The organism is Streptomyces sp. NPDC058157 (assembly GCF_042884105.1).
Classification (GTDB): domain Bacteria; phylum Actinomycetota; class Actinomycetes; order Streptomycetales; family Streptomycetaceae; genus Streptomyces.
On the sequence record NZ_JBHVUQ010000278.1, the window covers coordinates 1 to 7,871 of the forward strand.

General features: G+C 73.5%; 7 protein-coding genes. All 7 read right to left on the reverse strand.

What is annotated here, in order from left to right; all coding sequences use genetic code 11:
- A partial coding sequence (locus tag ACFVXK_RS35445) for an aminobutyraldehyde dehydrogenase (RefSeq protein WP_389620461.1) occupies nucleotides 1-1,416 on the reverse strand: 1,416 nt, incomplete at its 3' end.
- Nucleotides 1,409-2,737, reverse strand: a complete 1,329-nt coding sequence (locus tag ACFVXK_RS35450) for a flavin monoamine oxidase family protein (RefSeq protein WP_389620463.1) — start codon at nucleotides 2,735-2,737, stop codon at nucleotides 1,409-1,411. The genes ACFVXK_RS35445 and ACFVXK_RS35450, both read right to left, overlap by 8 nt.
- Before the next feature lie 50 nt (nucleotides 2,738-2,787).
- On the reverse strand, nucleotides 2,788-3,948 hold the full coding sequence (locus ACFVXK_RS35455) for an ABC transporter ATP-binding protein (protein WP_389620478.1): 1,161 nt from the start codon (nucleotides 3,946-3,948) through the stop codon (nucleotides 2,788-2,790).
- A 5-nt stretch (nucleotides 3,949-3,953) separates the two neighbouring features.
- Nucleotides 3,954-4,802 carry an ABC transporter permease gene (locus ACFVXK_RS35460; protein ID WP_389620466.1) on the reverse strand — a complete coding sequence of 283 codons (849 nt, stop codon included), beginning with the start codon at nucleotides 4,800-4,802 and terminating at the stop codon, nucleotides 3,954-3,956.
- Entirely contained in the window at nucleotides 4,799-5,683 is an 885-nt protein-coding gene (locus ACFVXK_RS35465) for an ABC transporter permease (protein ID WP_389620469.1), read from the reverse strand. The genes ACFVXK_RS35460 and ACFVXK_RS35465 overlap by 4 nt, the downstream gene beginning before the upstream one ends.
- 1 nt (nucleotide 5,684) lies before the next feature.
- Nucleotides 5,685-6,815 carry a spermidine/putrescine ABC transporter substrate-binding protein gene (locus ACFVXK_RS35470; RefSeq protein ID WP_389620472.1) on the reverse strand — a complete coding sequence of 377 codons (1,131 nt, stop codon included), beginning with the start codon at nucleotides 6,813-6,815 and terminating at the stop codon, nucleotides 5,685-5,687.
- Between the two features lie 29 nt (nucleotides 6,816-6,844).
- Nucleotides 6,845-7,871 (reverse strand): aromatic ring-hydroxylating dioxygenase subunit alpha (locus tag ACFVXK_RS35475; protein ID WP_389620475.1); only part of this gene is annotated, 1,027 nt, incomplete at its 5' end.

Genomic DNA, 7,871 nt, shown 5'->3' on the forward strand with positions numbered 1-7,871 from the left:
GAGCATGACGTGCTTGACCTGTGTGTACTCCAGGAGGCCGGTCAGGGACAGGTCGCTGCCGTAGCCCGAGTGCCCGACCCCGCCGTGCGGCATCTCGGAGACGGTGGTGCCGTGGGTGTTCACCCAGACGATGCCCGTGCGCAGGGCCCGGCTCGCGCGCATGGCCCGGTCGTGGTCCGCCGTCCAGACGCTGGCGGCCAGGCCGTGGGGGACGCCGTTGGCCAGCCGCAGCGCCTGCGCCTCGTCGGTGAAGGACTGGACGGTCACGACGGGCCCGAACACCTCCTCCTGCACGATCTCGTCGTCCTGGCGGACGCCCGCGACGACGGTGGGCGCGTGGAAGAAGCCGGGCCCGGGCGGGCGGGTGCCGCCGGTGACGGTGCGGGCGTGCGCCGGGAGACGGGCGAGGAGGCCCTCGACGGCGGCGAGCCGGTCGGGGTTGTTGAGGGGCCCGAAGTCGGCGTCCGGGTCGTCCGGGGAGCCGGTGCGCAGCTTCGCCGCCTCGGCCGCGAAGGCGTCGAGGAAGGCGTCGTGGATCCGGTGGTGGACCAGGTACCGGGTGGGGGCGGTGCAGTCCTGGCCCGCGTTGTAGTAGGCGACGGGGGCCAGGGCGGCCGCGGTGGCGGCGGGGTCGGCGTCCTGGTGGACGAGGACGGGGGCGTTGCCGCCGAGTTCCAGGTGGACCCGTTTGGGGCCGGCGGCCGCGGCGGCGGCGACCTGGCGGCCCGCCCGGAGGCTTCCGGTGACCGCGACGAGGGCGACGGCGGGGTGGGCGGTGAGGGCGCGGCCGGTGTCGCGGTCACCGCAGACCACGTTCAGCACGCCCGGCGGCAGGTGTTCGGCGGCGAGGCGGGCGAGCAGGGCGGTGGAGGCGGGGGTGGTGTCGGCGGGTTTGAGGACGGTGGTGTTGCCCGCGGCGATGGCCGGGGCGAGTTTCCAGACGGCCGTCATCAGCGGGTAGTTCCAGGGGGTGATCTGGGCGCATACCCCGACCGGTTCGCGGCGCAGCAGGGAGGTGCGGCCCTCGGTGTACTCGGCGGCCGCGGGGCCGGGCAGGGTGCGGGCGGCTCCGGCGAAGAAGCGGACGGTGTCGGCGACCGCGGGCAGTTCGTCGGCCGTGAACCGGTGGCGGGGCTTTCCGGTGTCGCCGGTCTCGGCCTCCGTGAGGGCCTCGGCGTGGCGCTCGATGGCGTCGGCGAGGCCGAGCAGGGCGCGCTGGCGCTCGGCCGGGGTGGTGGTGGACCAGTGCGCGTACGCCTCCGTGGCGGCCGCGCAGGCGGCGTCGACGTCGGCCGGGCCGGAGCGGGGGGCGTGGCGGTGGACGCGGCCGGTGGCGGGGTCGACCAGTGCGGTGGTCTGCCCGGAGGCGGCGGGGCGGTCCGTGCCGCCGATGTGGTTGAGGACGGGTTCAGCCACGGCGCAGTGCCTCCTTCGCGGCGGCGCGGCCGGTGCGTACGGCGCCCTCCATGTAGCCGGCCGCCCACTGGTCGGATCCGCAGACGTAGAACGGGGGTTCGTGGGTGCCGTGGCGGGGGCCGACGGCCATGACGTCGCCCGGGGTCCACTGGGTGACGTACCCCTGGGTCCAGGGGTCGGTGCCCCAGAGCCGGAGGTGGACGGCGAGGGGGTGGCGGGCCTCGTCGCCGAAGAGGCGGGCGGTCTCGGCGAGGAGTTCGGCGGTGCGCAGGTGGGCGGGGATGCCGAGCAGGACGCCGTAGCGTTCGGGCGGGACCAGGGCGGAGAGGATCCCCTCGCTCTGCGGCCAGGTGCTGCCGAGGATCCCCTCGCATTCGGAGAGGCCGCTCAGGCCGCGTTCCCGCCAGAACGGCCGCTCGTACGCGGCGGTGAACTTGGCCGCCACCGCCTGGCGTTGGCGGTGGAGGGAGGCGAGCCGCTCCTCGGACACGCCGGTGACGGCGACGGAGCGCAGCGGGCCGACGGGCAGGGCGCTGACGACGGCTCCGGCGGTGAGGCTCTCGCCCCCGGCCAGCCGTACGGTGCAGCGGCCGGGGCGACGGACGGTGACGGCGGCGACGGGTGAGCCGGTGCGGACGCGTCCGGCGAGGCCGTCGGCCATGCGCAGGGCGACCGTGGCGGAGCCCTCGGCGACGCGCAGGCCCTCCCAGGCCTCGTGGTCGTAGGGGCCGGCGCCGCCCGCGGGTACGGGTACGGCGGCGTGCTTGCGGAGGGCGGCGAGGAGGGAGGTGCGCTCGCAGGAGCCGTCGGCGAGGGCGAGTCGGCCGATCTCCCAGAGGCGGACGACGGCCGGTCCGGCTCCTTCGGAGCGCAGCCAGCCGGCGACGGACAGCCGGTCGAGGGCGGTGGCGTCGGGGTGGGCCCAGGGGTCGTCCGGGTCGACGGTCCGGGCGAGGGCGTGGAAGGCCTCGGTGGCCTTGCGGTGGCGGGCCTCGTCGCCGGGGCCGAACCAGGGCGGCGGGTCGCCGGCGCCGGTCCCTTCCGGGGTGGCGCGGGCGAGGGCGCCGGGGTCGGCGACGTAGCTGGGGGTCAGGGTGAGGCCGAGTTCGGCGACCAGGGCGGTGTAGGCGGTGTGGGCGCGGCCGACGACCTCTCCGCCGAGCTGGACCGGGCGGCCGTCGGGGAGGGCGGTCTGCTCGACGCGGCCGCCGACCCGGTCGCGGGCTTCGACGACGAGGACGTCGGCGCCGCCGGCGGCCAGGTCGCGTGCGGCGGCGAGGCCGGCCAGGCCGGCGCCGAGCACGATGACGTCGTGGTTCATCAGGTGTTCCTCCGGGTGCTTGTCCGGGTGTGCCTCCGGTGGGGCGGCTTTCAGTCGAGGACCAGGCAGTGTTCGGGCTTCCAGCCGATCTCCACGCGTTCGCCGCCGCTCCAGCGGTCCTCCCGGCGGGAGCGGACGGTGTTCTGCTCCAGCACGGACACCGTGACGCCGGGGGCGAGTTCGATGAGGTAGGTGGTGGTCGGGCCGGAGTAGACGGTCTCCCGGACGGTGCCGGTGACCCGGGCCATGCCCGGTTCCAGGTCGGACAGCCAGATCTTCTCGGGGCGGACCGCCAGGTTGACGCGGCTGCCGTCGGGGACGGACGGGCGCTGTCCGACGAGGAGTTCGGGGCCTTCGTCGAGGGTGACGCGGCCGGAGCGGTAGGTGCCGGGGACGAGGTTGGAGGTGCCCATGAAGGAGGCGGTGAAGGTGGTCGTGGGGCGTTCGTAGACGTCCTCGGGCGTGCCGCACTGTTCGACGCGACCCTCGTTCATGACGGCGAGCCGGTCGGACATGGTGAGGGCCTCGTCCTGGTCGTGGGTGACGAAGACGAAGGTGATGCCCACCTCGCGCTGGATCTGCTTGAGTTCGACCTGCATCTGGCGGCGCAGCTTGAGGTCGAGGGCGGCCAGGGGTTCGTCGAGGAGCAGGACCTGGGGTCGGTTGACCAGGGCCCGGGCGAGGGCTACGCGTTGTTTCTGGCCGCCGGAGAGGGTGGCGGGCCTGCGGTCGGCGAGGTGGCCGAGCTGGACGAGGTCGAGCATGCCGCGCACCCGGGCGCGGATCTCGGCGCGGGCGACGCCCTTGCGCCGGAGGCCGAAGGCGACGTTGTCGGCGAGCGAGAGGTGCTCGAAGAGGGCGTAGCTCTGGAAGACGGTGTTGACGTTGCGCTGGTGGGGCGGGAGGCCGGTGACGTCCTGTCCGTCGAGGAGGACGCCGCCGTCGGTGGGGTCGGTGAATCCGCCGATCATCCGCAGCAGGGTGGTCTTGCCGCAGCCGGAGGGGCCGAGGAGGGAGAAGAACTCGCCTTTGGCGATGTCGAGTTCGACCTCCCGTACGGCGTAGGCGCCGCCGCCGGCGGGGTACCGCTTGCTCACCCGGTCGAGCCGGACGGCGGGGGCGGGCCGCACGGGGACGGGGGGCACGGGGCGTTGGATCCTGGGGTGCTCGGGGGTCCTGGGGTGCTCGGGCGTCTTGGGGTCCGGCTGCATGGCGTTCACTTCCCGGAGAGGAGGTCGAGGCCGCCTCGGCGTCCGAAGAGGCGCGGGATGGCGAGGGCGAGGACGATGAGGCCGACGGACCCGGCGAGCATCAGGGTGCCGACGGCGTTGACGGTGGGCTGGACGCCGAACCGGATCGCCGAGTAGATGCGCACGGACAGCGGCTGCGGGTCGACGCCGGTGGTGAAGTAGGCGAGCACGAAGTCGTCGAAGACGAGGGCGAAGACGAGGACCGCGGAGGCGAGGATGCCGGGCAGCAGCGCGGGCAGGGTCACCAGGCGCAGGGCCTGGGCGCGGGTGGCGCCGAGGTCCATGGCGGCCTCCTCCACCTCGGGGTTGAGGGCCGCGATGCGTGAGCGGAGGATGACCGTCACGTAGGAGATCGAGAAGGTGATCTCGGCGAGCGTCACGGTGGTCGCCGAGAGGGTGATGCCGAGGCCCTTGTAGAGGAGCATGGCCGCGACGCCGGTGACGATCTCGGGGGTGACCAGCGGGACGAGCATGACGAGTCCGGCGAGGGAGCCGAGCCGGCTGCGGCTGCGGACGAGGCCCAGGGCCAGGGCCACGCCGAGGAGGATCGAGCCGGCCATGGCGACGAGGGAGACCTTCAGGCTCATGCCGAGGGAGCCGAGGAGCACGTCGTCGTGGAGGAGCGCGGTGTACCAGCGCAGGCTGGTGCCGTGCAGGACGGTGAGGGACTTCTGCCCGTTGAAGGAGAACAGGACGACGACGGCGACGGGGAGGTAGAGCAGGGCGAAGAAGACGACGGTGACGGCGATGGCGAAGCGGGGCCGGCGTCCGGCGCCGCGCCGGCGGCCGCCGGGGCCCTGCCGCGGGGTGCTCATCGGGCGGCCTCCGCCTCGTCCTTGCGGGCGCGCCGCAGGTAGCCGAGCATCCCGGTGAGGAGGACGGCCATCAGGAGCATGGTGAGGGCCGAGCCGAGGGGCCAGTTCTGGCCCTGGAAGAACTTGTCCTGGATCAGGTTGCCGATCATGATCTGGTCGGGGCCTCCCATGAGCTGGGCGCTGACGAAGTCGCCCATGGCGGGCAGGAAGACGAGCACGCAGCCGGCCGCGGCGCCCTGGCGGGTGGCGGGGACGGTCACGAGGAGGAAGGTGCGCAGAGGGCCCGCGTACAGGTCGCGGCCGGCCTCGATGAGCGAGGTGTCCATGCGTTCCAGCGCCGCGTACAGCGGGATGACCATGAAGACGACGAACCCGTAGACGAGTCCGGCGACGACCCCCGTGCCGGTCTGGAGGATCCGGGTGCCGCCGTCGGCCAGTCCGGCGGCGCGCAGGGCCTTCAGGACGGGTCCGTCGTCGGAGAGCACGACGGACCAGCCGTACATCCGGACCAGGTAGTTGGCGAAGAACGGGACGACGACGGCGGCGATGAGCGCGTTCTTGTACCGGCCGCCGTGCAGGGCGATGGCGTAGGCGACGGGGTAGGCCACCGCGAGGCTGATCAGGCAGGTGAGCAGCGCGTAGCCGAGGGAGCGCAGCAGGACGGTGAGGTAGGCGTGGTCGGCGAGGGCGGCGAGGTTGCCGGGGTCGAGGCCGAAGCGCGGGCTGCCGAGGGGGTCGGTGGTGCCGAACGCGAGGGCGGCGACCAGGAGGAGGGAGGCGAGGAGGAAGGCGGTCATCCAGAGGGTGCCGGGGAGCAGGAGCCAGGTCCACAGGCGGGAGGTGTGCGCGGTTGCTTCGCTGTCGCTGTCGCTGCGTGTCATGTCAGCCGGCCTTCACCTCGGTCCAGGCGGCGTCGCGGGCCCGTTCGCCGCGTGCGTCGCCGTTGCGGTAGAACAGGTCCGCCTTGAGGTCGTCGGCACCCACCACGCACTGCGGGAAGGGTTCGACGAGTTCGGCGTAGGTGTCCTCGGTGCCGCGTACCGGCATCGGGTAGCCGATGTAGCGGATGTTCTTCTTCACGTTCTCGGGGCGGAGCATGTAGTCGATGAAGAGCATCGCGGTGCCGGGGTGGCGGGCGTTGGCGGGGATGGCGTAGCAGTCGGAGTTGACGGGGGCGCCCTCGCGGGCGGTTTCGAAGCCGAAGACCGAGGGGTCCTCTGCCTGGGCGAGCATGGCGGCCATGTCTCCGCTCCACGCCTGGGTCATGTCGGCGTTGCCGTTGAGCAGGTTGTTGTAGCTGTCGCTGGAGAAGCCCCGCAGCCGGGAGCGGAGCGAGCGGAGGGTGTCCGTGACGCGGGCGAGGTCGTCGTGGTCGTCGGTGGTCAGGGGCAGGCCGAGGCTGAGGGCGCCGAGGCCCAGGACCTCGTCGCGGTCGTCGAGGACGAAGACCCTGCCCCTGGCGCGGTCGTTCCAGAGGTCCGTCCAGGAGCCGTCGAGGTCGCCGAGCCGGTCGCGGCGCCAGCCGATGCCGGTCTTGTACATGGTGAAGGGGACGGTGTGCGCGGAGTGCGGGTCGTACCAGGGGTCGGTGAAGTAGCCGTAGCTGCCGAAGAGGGCTTCGGCGCCGCGCAGCCGGGAGTGGTCGATGCGGCGGAGCCGGCCTCCGGCGGCGAGCCGCTGGGCCCATTTGGCGGAGGGGAAGATGACGTCGTAGCGGTTCCCGGCGCCGAGTTTGGCGGCCATGCCCTCCATGGAGTCGTAGTTGGACTGGATGACCTTGACGCCGTACTCCTGCTGGAAGCCCTCGAAGACGGACGGGTCCACGTAGTCGGCCCAGTTGAAGTAGACGAGGTCGCCGTCGACCTCGGCCTCGACGGGGGTTTCGGCGGCCGCGCGGTCGGCGGGGTCGTCGTGGGCGGCGAAACCGCAGCCCGCGGCGGTGAGGGCGAGGGCGGCGGTGGCGCCGGCCCGCAGGAGGGTGCGTCTGCTGGGTGGGAGTGCCTCGGGGGACATGGGGTCCTCTCCGTAGGGGGCGGCGCGGGTCAGGCGGGATCCGGAAGGGACGGCCCGGGTTCGGGGCGGTCCAGGTCGGCCCGGAGGCGGCCGGCGAACCAGGCGACCGCGGCTTCGCGGCGCGACAGCGGTCCGGGTTCGAAGCCGGGCGTGGAGAGCCCCTGCTGCACGCGGGCGACCAGCTCGGCGTCCTCGTCGTTGGTGATCCAGCCGATGCGGATGTTGAGGCGGCGGGCCAGGCGGGTGCGCGGGCCGGTGCCGCGGCGGGTGTAGAAGCCGCCGGGTACGGCCACGCGGTCGACGGCCGTGGGGATCGCCGTCCAGGCCAGGACGTGGTCGGGGTAGAAGTCGATGAGGGTGTTGGGGTAGATGACGGCGTAGCGCCAGACGCGGCGGTCGGCTTCGGTGAGGCCGGGCATGGGGGCGGCGACGCGCTGGTAGAGGCGTTCGGCCCAGTTGGACGAGGGCTTGTCGCGCAGGGGTGAGGCGAAGAGGGCGTAGGACTCCTCGATCTCGCAGGTGTAGTTCTGGTAGTCGAGCAGCCGCATCAGTCCGGGGTGGGCCACGGGGACGTGGTAGCCCTCCAGGTAGTTGTCCACGGCCACCTTCCAGTTGGCCTGCTGGACCTCGGCTCCGGCCAGGTCGTGGATGCGGGCGCGGCCCACCGGTACCAGGTCGGCTCCGGCGTAGTGGCCGACGGCTTCGGCGAGCCCGGCGCAGCTCTCGGCCAGCGGTACGGCGCCGGGGTCGAGGCTGACGAAGACGAAGCCGAGGAAGGATTCGACGGCGGCCGGGAACAGGCCCAGCGCCGGCTTGTCCAGGCAGGGGATCTGCCGCGCCTCGGGGGCGCCGACCAGGCTTCCGTCGAGGCGGTACGTCCAGCCGTGGTAGGGGCAGCGGATGGCCTTGCCACCGGGTTCGGGGGCGGCGACCAGGCGGGTGCCGCGGTGGCGGCAGACGTTGAGGTGGGCGGCGAGGCCGCCGTCCTCGGTGCGCACCACGAGGACCTCCCGGCCGGCGACCGCGGCCGCCCCACGCACCAGCGCGGGCACGGCC